General features: G+C 46.0%; 13 protein-coding genes and 1 tRNA gene. 7 read left to right on the top strand and 7 right to left on the bottom strand.

Annotation, left to right across the window (positions count from 1 at the left end; genetic code table 11):
* Positions 1 to 63: 63 nt before the first annotated feature.
* Positions 64 to 507, top strand: coding sequence for a GNAT family N-acetyltransferase (locus AABA11_RS13170; RefSeq protein ID WP_338268631.1), 444 nt, complete (start codon positions 64 to 66; stop codon positions 505 to 507).
* A gap of 104 nt (positions 508 to 611) precedes the next feature.
* Complete coding sequence (locus tag AABA11_RS13165; RefSeq protein WP_265729845.1) at positions 612 to 941, top strand: DHCW motif cupin fold protein; 330 nt, start codon at positions 612 to 614, stop codon at positions 939 to 941.
* An 83-nt stretch (positions 942 to 1,024) separates the two neighbouring features.
* On the opposite strand, the gene AABA11_RS13160 is transcribed toward AABA11_RS13165, so the two are convergent.
* Positions 1,025 to 1,555, bottom strand: coding sequence for a peroxiredoxin-like family protein (locus tag AABA11_RS13160; protein WP_338268628.1), 531 nt, complete (start codon positions 1,553 to 1,555; stop codon positions 1,025 to 1,027).
* A 123-nt stretch (positions 1,556 to 1,678) separates the two neighbouring features.
* Between AABA11_RS13160 and AABA11_RS13155 the strand changes: the two genes are divergently transcribed.
* The 4 genes from AABA11_RS13155 (at position 1,679) to AABA11_RS13140 (ending at position 6,591) form a co-directional block, all read left to right on the top strand.
* Positions 1,679 to 2,524, top strand: coding sequence for an AraC family transcriptional regulator (locus AABA11_RS13155; protein WP_338268626.1), 846 nt, complete (start codon positions 1,679 to 1,681; stop codon positions 2,522 to 2,524).
* A gap of 179 nt (positions 2,525 to 2,703) precedes the next feature.
* Positions 2,704 to 2,780 (top strand) — tRNA-Ile (locus AABA11_RS13150).
* Positions 2,781 to 3,021: 241 nt separating this feature from the next.
* Positions 3,022 to 4,413, top strand: a complete 1,392-nt coding sequence (locus AABA11_RS13145; protein ID WP_265729849.1) for an L-cystine transporter — start codon at positions 3,022 to 3,024, stop codon at positions 4,411 to 4,413.
* Between the two features lie 186 nt (positions 4,414 to 4,599).
* Positions 4,600 to 6,591: a methyl-accepting chemotaxis protein gene (locus tag AABA11_RS13140; RefSeq protein WP_338268624.1), complete on the top strand. Its 1,992-nt coding sequence runs from the start codon at positions 4,600 to 4,602 to the stop codon at positions 6,589 to 6,591.
* Between the two features lie 88 nt (positions 6,592 to 6,679).
* Here AABA11_RS13140 and AABA11_RS13135 read toward each other — a convergent pair whose 3' ends face one another.
* The 6 genes from AABA11_RS13135 to AABA11_RS13110 all read right to left on the bottom strand — a co-directional run bounded on the left by AABA11_RS13135 (position 6,680) and on the right by AABA11_RS13110 (position 17,443).
* Positions 6,680 to 8,074 (bottom strand): DEAD/DEAH box helicase, encoded by a 1,395-nt coding sequence (locus AABA11_RS13135; protein WP_338268622.1) that lies wholly within the window; start codon positions 8,072 to 8,074, stop codon positions 6,680 to 6,682.
* Positions 8,075 to 8,183: 109 nt separating this feature from the next.
* Positions 8,184 to 9,065 (bottom strand): transglutaminase family protein, encoded by an 882-nt coding sequence (locus AABA11_RS13130; protein ID WP_338268621.1) that lies wholly within the window; start codon positions 9,063 to 9,065, stop codon positions 8,184 to 8,186.
* Positions 9,062 to 11,641: a circularly permuted type 2 ATP-grasp protein gene (locus tag AABA11_RS13125; RefSeq protein WP_338268619.1), complete on the bottom strand. Its 2,580-nt coding sequence runs from the start codon at positions 11,639 to 11,641 to the stop codon at positions 9,062 to 9,064. The genes AABA11_RS13130 and AABA11_RS13125 overlap by 4 nt, the downstream gene beginning before the upstream one ends.
* Before the next feature lie 29 nt (positions 11,642 to 11,670).
* Positions 11,671 to 15,045, bottom strand: a complete 3,375-nt coding sequence (locus tag AABA11_RS13120) for a transglutaminase family protein (protein WP_338268617.1) — start codon at positions 15,043 to 15,045, stop codon at positions 11,671 to 11,673.
* Positions 15,042 to 15,986: an alpha-E domain-containing protein gene (locus AABA11_RS13115; RefSeq protein ID WP_338268615.1), complete on the bottom strand. Its 945-nt coding sequence runs from the start codon at positions 15,984 to 15,986 to the stop codon at positions 15,042 to 15,044. The genes AABA11_RS13120 and AABA11_RS13115 overlap by 4 nt, the downstream gene beginning before the upstream one ends.
* A gap of 2 nt (positions 15,987 to 15,988) precedes the next feature.
* Positions 15,989 to 17,443 carry a circularly permuted type 2 ATP-grasp protein gene (locus AABA11_RS13110; RefSeq protein WP_338268612.1) on the bottom strand — a complete coding sequence of 485 codons (1,455 nt, stop codon included), beginning with the start codon at positions 17,441 to 17,443 and terminating at the stop codon, positions 15,989 to 15,991.
* Positions 17,444 to 17,775: 332 nt separating this feature from the next.
* Between AABA11_RS13110 and AABA11_RS13105 the strand changes: the two genes are divergently transcribed.
* Positions 17,776 to 18,972, top strand: a complete 1,197-nt coding sequence (locus tag AABA11_RS13105) for an FAD-dependent monooxygenase (RefSeq protein ID WP_338268611.1) — start codon at positions 17,776 to 17,778, stop codon at positions 18,970 to 18,972.
* Positions 18,973 to 19,074: the final 102 nt, after the last annotated feature.

Genomic DNA, 19,074 nt, shown 5'->3' with positions numbered 1-19,074 from the left:
CGTATTTTATAAGAGCATAAATTACTCTATGCTGCATTTTTACAGCATCAAAAAGGTGTCCAGATGTCTATTGAGCAATCCTCCGATCTATCAGCTCCTATTGTTTACAAAGTGAATCAGGTGATCAGCGCGGAGCAATTTGTCGATCTACTGTCGAAGACGACACTGGGCGCGCGTCGTCCTATCGGTGAGCCTGAAACAATTGAAGCTATGTTGAAAAACGCGAATTTGTTGATTACGGCATGGCAAGGCGAGGCTTTGGTCGGCGTGGCGCGTTCGGTGACGGATTTTGCCTTTTGTTGTTATTTATCGGATTTAGCTGTTGATGAGACAGTGCAGGCGTCTGGTATTGGAAAAACTTTGATACGAATGACCAAAGACGCTTTACAGCCTAAATGCGCTTTGATTCTGTTATCCGCTCCACAGGCCGTGGATTATTACCCTAAAATTGGTTTTACTCAGCACAACAGTGCGTGGGTGCTCACAAATATTGATGATCTGAAATAATATTGCTTGACCCTATTTTTTTGCTCACGCTTACTACGCTTTATATTATATCGATCATCCAGAGCGATATTCTAACATCGGTAGAAGGACGTTAAGGCGTTGTTATGAAGATTACAGATTTACCTTTTGGCGTAACAGATTGGCAAGGCGTGGAAAAAACCACTCACAAAGGCGAAAGCGGCTTTGCTTATTGGCAGACAAAGCAGTTTGGCGATATTCGAGTGAGGATAGTGACCTACTCTGCGGGGTATCTAGCAGATCATTGGTGTACCAAAGGCCATATTCTTTTTTGCATGAGTGGCGAGTTGAAAACGGTGCTAGAAGATGGTCGTACCTTTATTTTGTCGGCTGGAATGAGCTATCAAGTAGCAGATGGCGCCGAACCGCATCGTTCTTCTACGTCAGAAGGTGCAACGCTGTTTATTGTGGATTGATGTGTTTGCAACTGAGAAAGTAGAACCGAGATATTGATTCTACTTTCTACTTCGTTGCGCATTACTATAACAAAGCTTTATTCCTAAATAAGTTCACCACGTGCAGGGTAGTTCTTGCTGACCGCAAATTCGATCGCGCCAAGCACCTCTTTGAAGTGTGGGCGAGCAAAAGGCATTGTGCTTATGTTGCTCCAATATAAGGTATGGTCCGGACGAATTAAAAATAACCCTGGTTCTGTGAATTCATTGGGTTCTTCTATACCAATGCTCGTAATCCCTCTGCCAGCGCTTCTATGCAATCCCCAGGCTTGAGATTGTTCTACCGTTAAGCCATATCCCATGGTCAAGTTTTGAATTTCCCATTCGGTTGATGCCTGTAGCGCTCTTTCTTCTGTGTCGGAGCTAAGTACAAGCGAGTTCACACCTTTCGCTGCAAAGTCATCTGCTAAGCGGCTTAATTCTTTTAGGTAATTCTTACAAATGGGGCAATGCAAACCACGATATACAACAACCATAGTAAAATTTTCTGGGGATTGTTGTGTGAGTGACCAAGGCCCTTTGAGGGTATTGATGTTGAGATCTGGCGTTGTTGCTCTTGGCTTTAGGGCGACCATTATGTTTACCTCATAATTTGTTGTTTATTTCGATAGAGGCAGATTATGGTAAAATTTGATACGATTGGTTACCTATTGTATTTTAAATGTTGCAGATCGTATTTATAGTGAGACTACATTATCGTGGATAGGCTATCGTCAGTATTAAGCACGTTTCGCCCAAGAGCCATTTCGGTAAACAGCCGTTGTGTATCTAGTGCTAGGGAGTTTATATCTTTTTCTCCGGACGCCAGTTATTGGTTGTATCTGATTAGCGGGGAGCTTTCACTCACAGCGCAAAGTAATTCTCGTTTGATGTTGAAAGAAGGCGATGGTGTTTGGCTTCCTTCCGGGCACGAACTTGAAGTGCTTTCAACCCAAGTGGAAGGCATTGAAACACATTTGTTTGTGTGTGAATTTGATTTTGGGACAAAAGCGTTAAACCCGCTGTTGGACATGGAGTGGCAATGGATCCCAGTGGAGAAAGACAGCGATATTGCTCAGCATTTATTGCCACTCACCACATTGCTTTTGATGGAAAGCTCCCAGTCTCGTTGTGGATATCAGGTTGTTGTGGAGCGGTTGGCTGAGGCGTATTTAGTGCAAATGCTGAGGCTTTTCATGCAAACCCAAAAAATTCAGTTGGGTTTGTTGGCGGGTCTGAGTGATGTCAGATTGGCTCGGGCTATTGTATCCATTCATGAACATCCTCAGTATGCTTGGCAGGTCGCCAGTCTTGCTGAAAAAGCGGGGATGTCACGTTCTGTGTTCAGCGGATTGTTTAAACGTACGGTTGGCGTGTCTCCCATGGCTTATTTGACCTCATGGCGTATGCGTTTGGCTGCCCAGCGCATTAAAAATGGAGATAAGAATCTCGCTATTCTAAGTGACGAGTTGGGCTATCAAAGTGAGGCGGCTTTTCGTCGTGCATTTAAAAAAGTCATAGGAGCCACTCCCAGAGAAATCAACCGTCATGCCCGACGTATTTAAAATGGCTGGATCTGGTTTGTGCCCATAACGAGAAATTGCACTGAGGAATCAGCCACATTAGCAGTCAATTGATTGAAAAATAGTCTGATAATCAAGCACTTTCAAAAAATTATTACATATAAATGGCACCCACTTCTTGGCAAGGGGGAAGCATGTCGATATAATCTGCAACGCTTTTAGGGCCTGTAGCTCAGTTGGTTAGAGCATCCGACTCATAATCGGCAGGTCCCCAGTTCAAGTCTGGGCAGGCCCACCATATAAAATAAGCCTCTAGAGGGTTAGTTAACACTAACTTCTAGGGGCTTTTTTATTACCGCTAAAATAGGTTCAAGTTTCTTCCTTATTCGTTTTTATTATATAAGTTAATGATTTTTCATTCTTATCCATTTGGTTAACATCTTGTTACCATTACGCCAACTTATCGATTTGCCTTATTCGCTGCTATTTAGGCGAGTGGGGCATCGGTGCTCTATTGGTTCTTTTTAAGGTTTTTCTTCATGTTGTATCCCATTATTAACTTAGCGATCTTTGCTTTGTTGATTGTTGTGCTGTTTAAACAGCAAAAATCACAAAAAACGTTATCTACTCGAGTGTTCACTGGCTTGGGCTTAGGTGTGGCATTGGGTGCTGCATTGCAGTTTGTTTATGGTGTTGGCAGCGCTGAAATCAGCGAGACATTAGAGTATGTCAATATTGTTGGCTACGGCTATGTTAGTTTGCTGAAGATGATCATCATGCCGTTGATTTTAGTGTCTATTATTGGCGCTATTATTAAGGTGAAAGACACGGGGTCATTGGGCAAGATGTCCGCCTCAATCATTGGTATTTTGTTAGCGACGACAGCGGTTTCTGCTTTGATCGGTGTTTTTGTGAGCAATCTATTTGGCTTGTCTGCTGACGGCATTGTGCAAGGAGCCAGAGAAATGGCTCGCGGTGCGGCGTTAGAGACGCGTCTAGATGGTTTGGCCAATGTGTCATTTGCTGACATGGTTACGTCTTTCTTCCCTGGAAACCCTTTCGCAGACTTGGCTGGCAGCCGTCCTACTTCAACCATTGCTGTGGTGATTTTTGCTGCTTTTGTTGGTGTGGCTGGGGTTAAAGTTGCTCGAAGCGAACCTGAATTAGGGGCGAGTTTTGAGCGCTTTGTGGATGTGGCTCAATCGGTTGTTCGAACTCTGGTTCGTATGGTGTTGAGTTTGACGCCGTACGGTATTTTGGCCTTGATGACAAAAGTGGTGGCTGGATCGGATGTGAATGACATTTTGACCTTGCTTAATTTTGTGGTGGCGTCGTATGTCGGTTTGGCACTGATTTTGGTTATGCATTTATGTTTGCTTGCTTTTAATGGTATTTCGCCAATTCAATACTTTAAGAAAGTGTTACCGGTACTTTTGTTTGCTTTTACATCTCGTTCAAGTGCCGGAACGATTCCGTTGAATATCGATACTCAAGTAAAGCGTCTAGGTAATGGTGAAGGTGAGTCAAATTTCTCTGCTTCTTTTGGCGCGACAATGGGGCAAAATGGGTGTGCAGGCCTTTATCCTGCAATGTTGGCTGTGATGATTGCACCAACGGTAGGCATTAATCCATTAGATCCAAGCTTCATTATTTCGTTAATTGCTATCGTTACCATTAGTTCATTTGGTATTGCTGGCATCGGTGGTGGCGCAACCTTCGCGGCGCTCATCGTGTTATCTGCCTTGGACATGCCTGTTGCTCTCGCTGGCTTATTGATTTCCATCGAGCCTTTGATCGATATGGGTCGTACCGCAGTGAACGTTAATGGTGCGATGACGGCAGGTACCATTACTTCTAAGTGGTTAGGTCATTCTGATAACGAGGTCTTTGAGCAAGATGAAATGCCAGAGGTTGAGTTAAAGAATAGCTAAGGCTTCTAAGGCTTGTGAGTTAGAATCCTTTTAAAACCACCTTCGGGTGGTTTTTTTATTGTTGTAGAACGTGTTTTGAGTAAAAATACGGGGTATGTCATGACTTGGTAGGGAATTTTTGCATTAGGCATGCAAAGTGCTTAAATTGATCTAAGCTTGGTAAGTAACAACGACAAGGAGAAGATCGTGTCACTATTTTCTAACCTCAAGGTATCTCATTCTGTGGCGATTGTGGGCATTTTGCCTTCATTATTTGCCATTATCATCGTTTTCATTTTAGTTAAAGATTTAAACAAACGAGTTCATGAAGGGCGCGTAGCCGAAGATATGGTCATGCTGTCGACCTTGTTAGACGGTGTCGCCCATAATTTTGCCGTAGAACGTGGTTTGAGCGCTGGCTATCTTGGTAGTAAAGGGGCGAATGGCAAAGAGGCATTAATGGCTCAACGTCTGGTGGCAGATAAGGCCGAATCCGCCCTTAGAAACATTCCTAGTGATATATTTGAAGCACTTGGACAAGATGAAATAGACGGCTTACGTGGGGCTGTTCTAACGATGTTAACTAATAAAGACAACGTCCGGAAAAGCGTTGATGTGCTTGCTGCGGACAACGGCGCCTTTGATTTTTATTCTGAGGTAAATCGACGCGCGTTAAGCGGCATTCAACGAGCAATTTTGAACATCAGTGATCGCGATATCGCAAAGACACTTGAAGCTCGTCTTGGATTATTGTGGATGAAAGAGCGCGCAGGCCAATATCGGGGCGCATTAAATGGTGTTTTTTCCGCTCAAACGACGACGCCTAAGCGTCAATCTCAGATTGCTAGCTATATCGAAGACGAAGCTTACTGGCTAGAGCACTTTAACGCTACGGCGCCTGATAAAGACAAAGCGTTACTACAATCTGCAATGCAAAACCCTAAGTGGTTGTCGGTGTCTAAGACCACCGATTCATTTTTAGCCTTAAAGGATGTCTCATCAGTCAAAGGGCCTGAAGATTGGTTTGCGTTAGCGACGGCGAAAATCGGTCTAATAAAAGGCGTAGCGGACAAAATCAGTGAGGAAATTCTAGGTTTAAGTGCGTCTTTAACCTCCAAAAGCCAAATGTATCGCAATATTCTTGTCATTGGTTTTGTGATTCTGATCACGCCGGTTATTTGGTTAGCTTTCACATTAACGCGTTCTATCACTCGACGTGTTGAATTGATTAGTCAGGCCTTATCAAATGTTTCTTCAGAGCGTAATTTGACTGGAAAAATTGAAAATCTGTCCAACGATGAGCTTGGAGATATTATTCAATATTTGAATGTTCATTTAGATCATTTGAGAGATTCATTTAGTCTAATGGTGAACATGGCGTCAGAATCAAAAGACAGCATGAGTGTGTTGAGTGGATTTTCGCAAAGTGCACTAAAAGAAACAAAAAATCAGTTTGACCAAACGGATTTAATGGCGTCAGCCGTAGAGGAAATGTCGTTAACCAGCAATACGATTTCACAAGACATGCAATCTTCGGCGCAGGCAACGGAGAGTATTCGAGCGCAAAGTACTCAAGCCTCTGAGCGAATGCAGTCTATTTTGCATTCCATTGCGAACCTTTCCTCGGAGGTCGAAGGCGGTCACAAAGCGGTTCAATCTGTAACAACAAACACAGAGCAAATTAGCAGTATTTTGCAAACCATTGAATCCATTGCAGAGCAAACGAACTTATTGGCGCTTAATGCGGCGATTGAAGCAGCACGAGCGGGCGAGCAAGGGCGTGGGTTTGCTGTCGTAGCAGATGAAGTGAGGACCTTAGCACAACGCACACAGAACTCGACTGAAGAAATTCGTTCGATGATTGAAGCCTTGGTTGGATCCGGTAAGAGTGCATTGAAGTCCATGGACCAATGCGCCAACATGGCAACCGACACATCCGGTGTGGTGCGTGATAATGTGACAATGATGCAAGGCCTGTTTGATGATATAGAGCAGTTAGCTCAAACGATCGAACGTGTTGCCACCGCGTCAGAAGAGCAATCACAAGTCTCTGAAGAGATTAACCGCAACATTCAGAATGTGAGTGAGCGTTCCGAGCGTATCCTCGACTTAGTGAATAAAACAGATGAGGGCTCTGAACAAGCGAAACAGCGCTTCGACAGCGTGCTTAAAGAAATCTCATCCTACAAACTGAGTTGATTGTTTTACAGCGCGTGGATGCCTGATACGAAAAAGACCCATTGAAGCGAATCAATGGGCCTTTTTATGCGAATTGCTTAACGGTCAATCAGTCTTGAGCCGGTTTGCGGTTGCGTCGCGCTGGCGCCAGAGGTTTGCTACGCAAACCTTGCCCTTGTGTTACCTCTGCTTTTGATGTGTTTGGACGACGATTTCCTGATTTAGGCGCATTGCCTTGTTTCGCAGGGTTTCCGCCTTGTTTCACGCCATTACCTTGTCTTGCGCCTGCGTGCTGGTCGCGAGATGCTTTTGGCTTTTTCGGTTTGTTTGGCTTGATTGGACGCGTGTCCAATGTGGTGTCAGGCAACATATGAGATGGGAAAAAATCATCATCATAGCGACGTTCGATCAGCTTTTGCGTCAAACGTTCAATCGCTCGCAATTGGTCTAACTCATCCGCAGCCACCAAAGAAATGGCTTTGCCTGTTGCGCCAGCGCGGCCAGTTCGACCAATGCGGTGAACATAGTCTTCGGCGACATCTGGTAGATCAAAGTTGACCACATGAGGAAGCTGTTCGATATCCAGTCCTCGCGCGGCAATATCAGTCGCGACCAAAATGCGAATACGACCTTCTTTAAAGTCTGACAAGGCACGAGTCCGTGCACCTTGGCTTTTGTTGCCATGAATCGCACTGGCGCGAATGCCAGCGTCTTCTAGTTGCTTCGTGATTTTGTTTGCGCCGTGTTTGGTACGAGAAAATACCAACGCTTGATCCCAACGACCTTCCGCGATCAATTTAATAAGCAGTTCGGTTTTGCGCTTTTTATCGACAGGGTGTAGCCATTGCTCAACAGACACTGCCGTCGCATTGCGTGGGGTCACCGATATTTCTACAGGGTTATTCACCAAGCCTTTTGCAAGTTGACGAATCTCGGGAGAGAACGTCGCAGAAAACAGCAAGTTCTGACGCTTCTTTGGAAGGATTGCTAAGATTTTCTTAATGTCGTGGATAAAGCCCATGTCCAACATGCGATCGGCTTCATCTAATACGAGCACTTCCAGTTTGTCGAATCGTACGGCTTTTTGGTTGTACAAATCCATCATACGACCTGGTGTAGCGATCAGAATATCGGCGCCACGACGCAATGCCATCATTTGTGGGTTGATTTTTACGCCACCAAATACCACGGTCGATTTCAGGCCCAAATGCTGGCCATAATTCTTAACGCTCTCGGCAACTTGAGCGGCCAGTTCACGTGTTGGTGTTAATACTAATGCGCGTACTTGGTTGTTTTGCGCGTGTTCGCCTTTGCTTAGAATTTCAAGCAAAGGTAAGGTAAACCCCGCGGTTTTACCTGTCCCGGTTTGGGCCGCGGCCATCACATCTTGGCCTTCAAGAATGGCTGGTATTGCCTGAGCTTGGATAGCGGATGGCTCAGTGTAGCCTTGGTCTTCAATGGCTTTTAGGATGGGGGCAGAAAGCCCAAGTTTGTTGAAACTCATAGATGTTCTCATGTTTTATCAAAGGCAGGTGCAAGGCTGAATGGTCAGGTAATGCAAGAATTTCGCGAAGCTTACCTTATATCCGCCTTACATGCTATGTACTATCAAATTAGACTCTTTTTACGTCTACCGAAACGGCCAGTTGCTGAGATCCTCCCCCCTCAAATATCACCCCTTGCAGCGGTGTTACATCGGAATAATCTCTTCCCCATGCTGTCACAATGTGCTGATCATTTGGCATGATGTCATTAGTAGGATCAAATTCTACCCAGCCAAGTTCGGGGATAAACACCGCGAACCAAGCGTGGGATGCATCTGCCCCAACGAGCTTTTCTTGTCCCGGCGGCGGTAGGGTTTCTAAATATCCGCTCATATAGCGGGCTGGAATGCCCACAGAGCGTAAGCAACCAATGGCAAGGTGCGCGAAGTCTTGGCACACACCACTGCGTTGTTTAAGTACTTGTTCTAATGGAGTGGCAACCGTTGTGCTGGCTGGGTCGAAGGTAAACTCGGTGAAAATTTTGTGTGTGAATGCTAAGGCCGCTTGCAATACAGGCTTATCATCCGCAAACGTACTAGTGGCATAGTCTTTTAAATCTTCAGAGCGATGTATCTGCGGCGAATCGAGTAAATACTCTTTTGCCATCCGCAGTTCCGGTGTATTGGGGGCGTTTAGCTGCGCCCGTAATTGGCCACAATTTAGCGTGTGTTGAGACGCCCACTCAAGCACATTAAGTGGGGTAATCTCAAAGTCCGTGGTGACGTCAATAACCAACTTTTTATGCGCTTCCTGAATGGAAAAGTAAAAGGTTTGATTGCCAAAATAATCTTCGCCATCGTTTTGGTAGACCGGTGGGGGATTGATCTGAACCTTTTGATGGAGACAGCGCTGGTTACGAGTATCTCGCGGCAGCAAATGCGCCATGTTGTAGCATAAGCTCACTGGTGCGCCATACGAGTATTCTGTGATATGACGAACACGGTATCTCATAGAGCAACTCCTCTTATGGCTTCAGTAAGAGACTGAGGGCCTGCGGTATGGTCAAAATACTTATCACTAATGAGAACGGTAAACTGCTCTAATTGGTCTAGAAGTTCCGTCATCAGCTGTTCTAATGCATGACGAGTTTGTGTTTTTTCATTTATTTTGGCCAGCTCTTCAAGGTCGGCGAGCTGAATATCATTTAATGATTTGATAATGATCTTATGTTCTGGACTCAGCCCCGCGGAAGTTGTTTCGTTGCGAGGCAGCTCTTTAATGTATTTACGCAGTTGTTCAACTTGGTAAAGTAAGGAGCGAGGGTTCGTACCATCAATCATCAAGAGATCTAATCCATAGGCCACGCGAGCACGGTTGCGATAGCGACGGCGGAAAGAGATTAGAGCCTCAACACTTAATAACACCGATTCTAAAATTTGCTGTTGTGAGGTGGCAGGCAAGGGTTTTGTCAGTGAAGAACGCAATAGTGTCGCAGTTTGTAGCGTGCGTTCAGTACGGCGCCCAATCTCTTGGAATGTCCAATCGAGTCCGCGTAACATGCTTTCATGATTCAAACCGGAAAGCGCTAACAATGACGTTACCAAACTGTCTAACGATTCTTCCGGTGCGGAAGGCAGGCCATTAGTATAGGCGCGATCCAGTTCATGGATATGGTCACGCAGCTCATTGATGATAATTCGGGTGTCCGCAGACAGCATTTCTTTGACTTGTTCGCTGCAGCTTAGCATTGCCTGTAAATTGGCTTTGATGGAGCCAGCGCGGCTGCCGTCGGTAATAATAGACACCAGTTCTGCTTCTGGATTAGCGAGCAATTCCTCATCGGCTTCCATAAAGCCGGGTAGACAGCCTGTTTGTGTTGATGCCATTTCAAGTAAGGTGCGACGGCTTTCCTCTGGTAAAGGGTCAATACCATTCATTTGTTTGAAAATGGTACGCAGTAAACGCATGCTAATTTCAGCACGTTCTGCATAACGGCCCATCCAAAAAAGGTTTTCGACCACCCGGCTTGGTAAGTTGGCCTGTAAGGCTTCGTCCTGCAATAGCACTTGTTCGATTATCGAGGCCGCTTGCGGTTCAGGCTCTGCAGCCAATACCCAAGTGTCTTTGCTTTTCGAACCCGAAATATTCGACACAATGGCTTCTTTGTGTGATTCCCCTGTGCGTGATAATCCGCCCGGCATGACGCTGTAGCCTTGGGGGCTAGAAACGGTGAACGCTCGCATTAGGCTTGGTCTGGCTTGTATTTTTTCATCCAACCAAATCGGGGACATTGACCCTGGAATGTAGCTTTGGGCAGTGTATAGATGTGGGTTTCTTTTGATTTTTTCGATGGTGCTGAGCTTTTGCTTTTCCGTCAATGTGTGCCCATAAATACTGTTGGTATCATGGCGACGTATGGTCGGTTTTATAATGAGATGACTCAAATTGGACAGAACATAGTGTAGGTCGTCGGCATCACCACACCACCAGGTGGTTACGGTAGGTAATGTGAGTTGTTCTCCCATGAGAAATTCACTGATGGCTGGTAAAAATTTTAACAGCGCGGGTGCTTCCAAAATCCCGCTGCCTAATGGGTTGGCCAGTACTACATTGCCCGCGCGAACCACTTCTAACAACCCAGGTACACCCAAGAAGGAATCTGCTCTTAGCTCTGCCTGATCACAGTAAGCGTCATCGACTCGACGCAAGATCACATCTACACGAGCCAAACCGTTCAACGACTTCATCCAAACAGCGCCGTTACGCACCGTCAAATCACTGCCTTGAACCAATGGAAAACCCAAGTAGTTCGATAAATACGCTTGTTCAAAATAGGTGCTGCTGTACGCACCGGGCGACAACATGACAATGCGTGGCGTATCGGTCCATTGACTAGACAGCGAAGACAGCATGTTTTTGAATGACTGGAAAAAGCCCGCTAATCGGCGTACTTGGCTCTCACGAAAGTTGTTGGCAATCACTCGCGAAACCACGGCTCGATTTTCTAGGGCATAACCGGCGCCACTGGGCACTTGGGTTCGATCGCTAATCACTTGGAACTGCCCCATTGGGTTGCGAACAAGGTCAACCGCATGAAGCAATAGCTGATGCTCACCAGGAACAGTAACACCGTGACAGGGGCGCAAGAAACCGGGGTGGCTAAAAATAATTTCGGAAGGAATGATGCCGTTTTTCAGGAGTTCTTGCGGGCCATAAAGGTCTTTTAATATGAGATCAAACAAAGTTGAGCGTTGAGCTAACCCTTGTTCAATGGAAAGCCATTCGTTTGTTTCTATGATATTGGGAATAAGATCCAGCGACCAAACGCTCGGAGTGAGCGGGTCGCTGGTTAGGTTATAGGTAGCTCCGTCTTCACGCAAAATGCGCTGAGCACGACGTTGTCTGTCGTGCATCTCCTCAGCCGTTAGATTCTCCATACTGCGTAATATTGGTTCCCAATGAGGACGCGGTTGGCGATCTTCCATGAAGGCCTCATCATAAGCATTCACAGGGGTATCATAGGCGGACGGTAACGTCGATTTTTGATCAATCATCGACGTTACGAAAGTACCTGTTTGAAATTGCATAATGTGCTTGAGCCTAAAAAAATTAATTATTAGAGGACATTATACTGCTTCCTTAGATCTAATGTATGAGGATATTCATTCATTGGCTCTTCAGCGGGTGGCGACATGGCACGAGGACCGTTTTCATTTGGATAAAATGCACGTAAGGCACTAAAGGCGGGCGGTGGAGACAGGGTGCCCTGCGTGAATCCATGATCCCAAAAACGGTTTACGCGACGCGCTTCTGCTTCATTGCTGTTGACCGGTACGTTGTCATAGGTACGTCCACCGGGGTGAGACACATGATATGTGCAGCCACCGACCGATAAACCATTCCATGTGTCGATCAAATCAAATATCAATGGCGTGTCGGTTCCCAGGGTAGGGTGCAACGCCGATGGCGGCGCCCACGCTTTGTAGCGCACAGCCCCCACATATTCACCTTTACGGCCGGTTGCGCGAATCGGCACACGTCGGCCATTGCAGCTCAGCACATAACGGTTGTCTGTTAAGCCTGATAATTTGACCTGCAAACGTTCAACGGAAGAATCCACATAACGAGCCGTGCCTGATCCGGTGATTTCTTCACCAAGAACATGCCAAGGTTCAATGGCCCAACGAAGTTCAATTTCCATGTCATCAATTTGCTGACGACCATAATGAGGGAAACGGAATTCTTCAAACGGCGCTAACCATTCGAGTTTAAATGGAAAACCATGACGTTGAAGGTCTTCGACCACTTCTTTCACATCTTGCCAAACAAAATGCGGCAACATGAATTTGTCGTGTAAACTGGTGCCCCAGCGTACTAAAGGCTTCTTGTAGGGTTCTTTCCAGAAACGAGCCACCAAACAGCGCAGCAACAGCATTTGTACCAATGACATATGCGGATGAGGCGGCATTTCAAAACCACGGAACTCTAATAAACCTTGGCGCCCACTGGCACTGCCTGCGGCATAAAGTTTATCGATACAAAATTCAGAACGATGTGTGTTGCCGGTAATATCAACCAGCAAGTTGCGCATCAGACGGTCAACCAACCAAGGTTCTTCAACGAAACCTTCGGGCATATTTTGGAACGCGATTTCCATTTCATACAAGGCTTCATCTCGGCCTTCGTCTGGGCGAGGTGCTTGGCTGGTAGGGCCAATGAACATGCCAGAGAAAAGGTAAGATAGCCCTGGATGGTGCTGCCAGAAGGTTACTAAACTTTGTAGTAACTCAGGGCGACGCAACAGCGGACTGTCTGCTGGCGTGCGACCACCAAGCGTTACGTGATTACCACCACCTGTGCCAGTATGGCGACCATCCAGCATGAATTTTTCTGCGCCGAGGCGAGATAAATACGCTTGATGATAAAGTGTTTCTGTATTGTGAACCAACTCTGCCCAGCTGGCGGCCGGATGAATATTGACTTCGATGACACCCGGATCTGGCGTAATCAAGAATTTTTGCATCCGAGGGTCTTTCGGTGGTTCATAACCTTCGATCACAATGGGCAAGTCAAGGGTTTTTGCTACGTCTTCAAGGTGTCCAAGTACGCTAACGAAGTGTTCAAGATGCGTCATCGGCGGCATGAAAACATGTAAACGGCCATCTCGTGGTTCGATACACAAGGTAGTGCGAATCACGTTTTTCAGCGTTTTTTCTGGCGCTAGCTTTTCAGGTCTAGAAACGGGTGCTGCTGGTTTTTTAGCGAAATGCTGCTTGGCAACGCTTTCTAATACCGCGTTGTCTTTTTTGTTCGCCAAAGGTTGGCGAGGGTCAAACGGGTCACGCTCAGGAATACGATCTTCTTCGGCTTGCGCTGGTAAAGAATTCAGTGGCAAACGATAACCCATTGGGCTGTCGCCCGGAATCAAGGTAATAACGTCACTGCGCATTGGCCAAAGAGAGCTATTCCAACGATTGTTTACGGTATCGAATTCTAACGGCAAAACGAAGCCAGTTGTGGTGCTTAAACCACGGCCAAGCAGTTTTGCTAGACGACGGCGTTCTAAATCATCTTTTAAATCAGCTTTGGTTGGATCGGCATCCGCAGGGAGTGATTGCTCCATCCACAAATAATACAGCGTATCTTCATACGTGCTTTGCAGGTATTGCTTATCCAGAGCGAGTTTTTCACACAACAATTCGCCAAACGCTTGGGCGTCTTTAATGGTGTGTTTGTAGTCTTTGTCTACGCGAGCCAGATATTTTGGGTCATTCCACAAGGCTTCGCCGTCAGTGCGCCAGAAACAGCCCAGTGCCCAGCGAGGCACTTCTTCGCCTGGGTACCATTTTCCTTGGCCATAATGGAGCAAACCGTTGGCGCCGAATTCTTGCTTCATCTTGATCAGCAAGTCTTTGGCTAGTTTAAGCTTTTCTGCGCCCAATGCGCCGGTATTCCATTGCTCTGAATCCATGTCGTCAATGGAAACAAAGGTCGGCTCGCCACCCATTGTTAGACGAACATCGCCGTCTTCAAGCTGTTTATCGACCGCAAAGCCTAAGGCTTTGATGGTGTCCCATTCGCCTTCAGCATAGGGTTTGGTGACGCGTGGATCCTCGTGAATACGAGTCACTATGTTGCTGTAGCTGAATTCACACTCACATTCGTCGATGAATCCTGTAATGGGCGCAGCAGAAGCAGGTTCTGGTGTGCAAGCAAGTGGGATGTGACCTTCACCCGCGAACAATCCTGATGTAGGGTCTAGTCCAACCCAACCCGCGCCTGGCAGATATACTTCACACCAAGCATGTAAGTCGGTGAAATCCTCTTCTGGGCCAGAAGGGCCATCAAGTGCTTTCACATCGGCGGTTAGCTGGACTAAATAACCCGAAGCGAAACGAGCGGCTAAACCAAGGCTTCGTAGTATTTGAACCAATAACCAGGAAGTATCACGACAAGAGCCTTTTTTAAGCGTTAGGGTTTCTTCGCAGGTTTGAACGCCGGGCTCTAAACGAATACCGTAGCCGATATCTGCCGCTAAGCGACTATTAATGGCAACAAGGAAGTCATTGATTGGCGTGTTTTTACGATCAACCGTTGATAGCCATTTATCCAATAACGGACAAGATTCCGTAACTTGTAAGTAAGGATCGAGCTCTTTTTTGAGGGCTTTGTCGTAGGCAAACGGATATTCTTCTGCGTAGCTTTCCACAAAGAAGTCGAATGGGTTGATCACTGTCATGTCAGCAATGACTTCAACGTAAAACTCTAATTTGTTGGTTTTTTCTGGGAACACTAAACGCGTTTGAAAATTGCCGAACGGGTCTTGTTGTATGTTAATAAAATGCTTTTCAGGCAAGACTTTCAGCGAGTAAGCGTGAATTTTTGTGCGTGAGTGTGCCGCAGGTTGCAACCGCAAAATGTGCGGGGCAACATTGATAAATCGATCAAACTCATAGGTGGTCTTGTGCTGTATTGCGACTCTAATGGTCATGCAGCGTCTCCTTGCCGAAAATGAAACCAGTTTTCGGTAATCTGGTAGTTTATTTCTATAATCGCAATCTGCAGCGCGTTGAGGTGATCCTGGAAGTCATTATTTAAATCTTCCGAGCTGATCAGTGGGTAATCAACGTCTAGGATCTTGTCGACTTTGGAGGTAATCAGTCCTGCCCGTGGCAGCTTGTTGGCCGCTTCGCTGATTTGCCCAAAACAATAGGCCAATGTTCTCGGGAAGCAAGGGTCATTCATCAAAAAAGTGGCGGCTTTTGCGCCATTTATCGATGTTCGTACGGTGCGTCGATAATCCAAATACGCACTTTGTGACTTTAATACTTTTGACCAAGTGACTTGCCCAAGTTGAATTCTCGCCTCTGGTTCTGACTTCAGCATCAACGACACCGCGGCATCAAGAATACGTGTTCCCATGTCGGCGCGTTCTAAGTAACGACCCATGATAATAAAGTGCCAGCCAGAGTCGCGACTCATCGCACCAGCAAATAGCCCAATGATTTTTTGGCAGCCTTCGATAATGGTATTAAGGAATAGATGGCGTTCTGAACGGTTAATGCCTTGTTTGATGTTTTGCTGAGCGTACAAGTCCAGTTCGTTGATCAGTTCCCACGTTTCTTTAGGCACAGCATCACGGGTTGTACGGATGTTTTCACGCACCATTTTCAATGAAGACAGCATGGAGCTGGCGTTGGTGTCGTCAGCCAATAAAAATTTTACGACGTTACGTTCGTCTTTTACTTTGTAGCGCTGCTCGAATACCTCTTCGCCACTTAATATTTCTATTAGGTTGTACCAAGACACTTCGATACTTTTCGGAAGGTCAAACAAAAGTTCATCATAAACACTGACCAAACGGGCCGTATTTTCTACTCGCTCTAAATAGCGGGCGCTCCAATATAGGCGTTCTGCGACTCTAGATAACATGATTATTGCCCCTTAGTTTCAACAATCCAAGTGTCCTTACTACCACCACCTTGTGACGAATTAACGACTAAGGAGCCTTTTTTCATGGCAACGCGAGTCAACCCACCTGTGGTGACGTAGGTGTCTTTTGCTTGCAAAATGAAAGGTCGAAGGTCCAAGTGGCGTGGTTCCAGAACACCTTTTGAGATAAGTGTTGGTGCGGTTGATAGTTTTAATGTTGGTTGAGCTATGTAATTACGAGGGTTTTTTGTGATGAGCTCGGCAAATAAAAGTTGCTCTTTTTTCGTAGAATGTGGGCCGACTAACATACCGTACCCGCCAGACTCATTGGCTGGTTTTACGACGAGCTTGTCTAGATTATCAAGCACATAAGCGCGCTGTTCTGGGTCGTCACACAGGAAAGTTTCAACGTTTTTAAGAATGGGTTCTTCTTTCAAGAAGTAACGAATAATGTCTGGTACATAAGCGTAAACGACTTTGTCATCGGCAACGCCAGCACCCGGCGCGTTGGCCAGCGCCACATTACCGGCACGCCAAGCACGCATTAAGCCGGCAACACCCAGGACAGATTCAGGATCAAACGCTTCTGGATCGATGAATAAATCATCGATGCGACGGTAAATGACGTCGACACGTTCAGGGCCATCAATCGTTTTCATGTAAACACAGTCGTCGCTGTCGACAAACAAATCGCTGCCTTCAACGAGTTCCGCACCCATTTGTTGTGCTAGGAACGCGTGTTCAAAATAGGCTGAGTTATAAATACCTGGAGTGAGTACCACTATTTCAGGGTTTTCAATGTCTCTTGGCGACAGTGCCGCCAAGGTGTCAAATAGCTGTGACGTGTAAGAATCCACTGGTAGGATGGACTCGTTTTCAAACAGTTCAGGCAGCACGCGTTTTGTGATAGCACGGTTTTCAAGCATATAGGACACGCCAGAAGGAACGCGTAAATTGTCTTCCAATACAAAGAAGTCGCCATTTTCGTCGCGGACCAAATCGGTGCCGCAAATATGCGCCCATACGCCATAGGCTGGTGATACGCCAACGCATTCTGGTCTGAAGTTCTTTGAATCTTTGATGATGTGTTCTGGAATGATGCCGTCTTTGATGACGTTTTGATCGTGGTAGAGGTCATTGATGAAAAGGTTGAGGGCTTTTAGGCGTTGTTTTAGTCCGGCTTCTGCTATTTTCCAATCCGATGCTTCAATCGTTCTGGGGACTATGTCGAAGGGCCATGCTCTGTCGATGTTGCCTTCTTCTGTGTAGACCGTAAAGCTGATGCCCATCTCTTGTATTGTTGCTTCAGCAGCGAGGCGTCGCTTTTCTAATTCGTCTTCAGATAGGCTGTCTAAATACCCCAGTAGTTGTTGAGCTGGGGGTCTTGCGGCGCCTTGGTCATCAATTAACTCGTCAAAAAAAACCGATGACTGGTACTGGCTTGTTAGTTTTTCCATGTATACCTCGTTCTCTTATTAAAGCCGGAGGTGAGTGCTTTAAATTTGCACACATTCGCGTACTATTTTTGTGCGCCTGCCCTATATTGGACGGGGCTATGCTTTTTAATACCAAATTTACTTATATCATTACCCTGATTTACTAGGGCTTGCATAGTGTTTTCGCACTACTTTTTAAATAAAGCAAGGATCGAGCCATAGTGTTTAATCCTGAATGCCCCGATTTTATTGGTAAATTAAGTGATGTGAGTCGGTTTTATTTGGGTGGGAATTCGCTACTATGAAACATCAAAATTGTTGTGTTTTTTGTCATTTTTCAAAGGGATAAAGTCGTGTCTCAGGTCAGTCGTGTTTTGGTTGCTGGAGCGGGTATTGGTGGTTTGTGCGCCGCATTAGCGTTGGCAAAACAAGGTATGAAAGCGGTGGTTTTAGAGCAAGCCGAACAATTGGGTGAAGTTGGGGCTGGGTTACAGATCAGTCCGAATGCATTCAAAGTGCTTCGCCAGCTTGGTTTAGAGTCCGAATTGACGCCCTTTGCCTTTGTGCCGCAACAGGCTGTGATTCGCGATTACAAAACGGGCGAGTACTATTTTAGGTCTGCATTAGGGAGCGCCGCTGAAGCGAGATATGGCGCACCGTATTGGCATTTACATCGTGCTGATTTACATCAAGTGCTGGTGAATGCTTGTGTTAGATGTGGTGTTGAGTTGATGTTGAATGCGGAGGTAAGCAGTTACGAAGAGAACGTGCTTCTTAATCAGGTTGCTGTTTTGCTTAAAGACGGGCGCGAGTTTGTGGCGGATGTATTGGTTGGTGCGGATGGTCTTCATTCAAAAGTCCGTGAACAAATGCTTGGTAAAGAGCGTCCGACATTTATGGGTCAGGTCGCTTGGCGTGGCGTTATTCCTGTGAATGACTTGAAGGTGAATATTAAACCTGATGCTTGTGTTTGGGCTGGGCCGGGTCGTCATTTTGTGAGTTATTTTTTGCGAGGCGGTCATTATGTCAATTTCGTTGCTGTAGAAGAGCGCAGCGACTGGCAATCTGAATCGTGGCGTGAAGAAGGTGATGTAGAAGAATTGAAGCGTGCTTTTACGGGTTGGCATCCAGAAGTGAGTGACTTATTAACGTCTGCGACCAGTACCTTTCTATGGGCTTTGAATGGCCGTGACGAGTTGCCGACGTGGCATAAGGGACGCGTGGTTTTATTAGGCGATGCTTGTCATCCAATGCTGCCGTTTATGGCGCAAGGGGCGGCAATGGCCATTGAAGACGCTTATGTTTTGGCAAGGTGTTTATGTGCGTATTCTCTGACAGATGCTTTTATGCATTACGAACAAGTGCGTAAACCACGTGCGACGAAAGTTCAAAAAATGTCGAAAACCAATGCTGGCTTGTATCATATGCATGGCGGTTTGCTTGGAAAAATGAAGTTGAAAGCCCTGCAAGCGGCTGGACGTTTTGCCCCAGATGTCATTCAGTCTAAATTGGACGGTGTCTATGGCTATTCCGTATTGCACAATAGATGAATCTGTTGAGTGTTCTTTTTATAATTAAACTTCTATTTTTTTATATGAATCTAGCTTTTTGGTTATAACGTTTTGTGAGATCGTCATTGCGATTTATTATTG

The organism is Marinomonas pontica, from assembly GCF_036322735.1.
GTDB lineage: Bacteria > Pseudomonadota > Gammaproteobacteria > Pseudomonadales > Marinomonadaceae > Marinomonas > Marinomonas pontica.
This window is presented reverse-complemented; position numbering and strand designations above follow the sequence as displayed.